Annotated in this window: 2 protein-coding genes; both read left to right on the top strand. The window is 62.9% G+C overall.

What is annotated here, in order from left to right; genetic code table 11:
- Positions 1–72: 72 nt before the first annotated feature.
- Positions 73–450, top strand: a complete 378-nt coding sequence (locus tag AWU74_RS10625) for a cobalamin adenosyltransferase family protein (RefSeq protein ID WP_162504938.1) — start codon at positions 73–75, stop codon at positions 448–450.
- Positions 447–894: ABC transporter substrate-binding protein (locus AWU74_RS06285; RefSeq protein WP_238580205.1), on the top strand; the 448-nt coding region annotated here is incomplete at its 3' end. The genes AWU74_RS10625 and AWU74_RS06285, both read left to right, overlap by 4 nt.

Here is an 894-nt window from a genome sequence, read left to right as displayed (position 1 = left end):
ATGGTCGGCTTGCTCCGCTCCCTCGTCTCGGACTCGGCGTTGCGGGACGATTTGAGCCGAATCAACTAGCTCATATACCACCTGAACCCGTCGCTCCGTACCGAGACGCTGGTTACGGAAGCGGAACTCGCGTGGCTGCACGATAAAACGGAACGGCTCCGCGCGGAAACGCAGGGCGCATTTGCGGCGTTTGCCGATTCCGGCAAAAACGTGCCGAAGTTCGTGCTTCCCGAAGGCTGCACCGCGGCGTGTTACAGCCACGTTATCCGCAACCGGTGCAAGTCGCTGGTCAGACTGCTGAGCCGGCACAAGCAGCAGGGGAATCGGGTCGACGATTTGGTGCTCGACTTTGCCAACCTGTATTCGGGCTACTTTTACTTCCTTGCGCTCAGGCTGAACCAAGACGCGGGCATAAAAGAAACCGAGTTTCGGAGCAGGGCGTACACGTGAAAGCGGTACCTGCGGCGTTTGCGCTGTTCCCTGCATTGTTGTTACGGCGGCGGGCGCAAGCCTTCGCCGCGCTTGTGCTGGGCGCGTTGCTGCTCGCGCTGGCGGCGCTGTCCGGCTGCGGGAAACCGGCAAGGCGCACGATAAGCGACCGGGCGGGGGAGACGGCGGTCGTTCCTGAGCATATCGAGCGAATCGTCTCCACCGCGCCGTCGAACACGGAGATCATCGTCGATTTAGGGCTGGCGGACAAGCTGGTCGCGGTTGACCGGTATTCGCGGGACATACCGGGCGTCAGGCAGGATCTGCCGCAGATCGACTTCTTCTATCCCGACGGGGAGGCGCTTATCAGTCTGCGCCCCGACCTCATCATCGTGAACGGGCACAATCGAACCGGCGCGGGGGGCGACCCGTTCGCGCTGCTCCGCGAGGCGGGAATCGCGGTGG

It is taken from the genome of Treponema endosymbiont of Eucomonympha sp. (assembly GCF_001028545.1).
The sequence above is the reverse complement of the archived record's forward strand: the minus strand, read 5'-3'. Positions and strand labels throughout refer to the sequence as shown.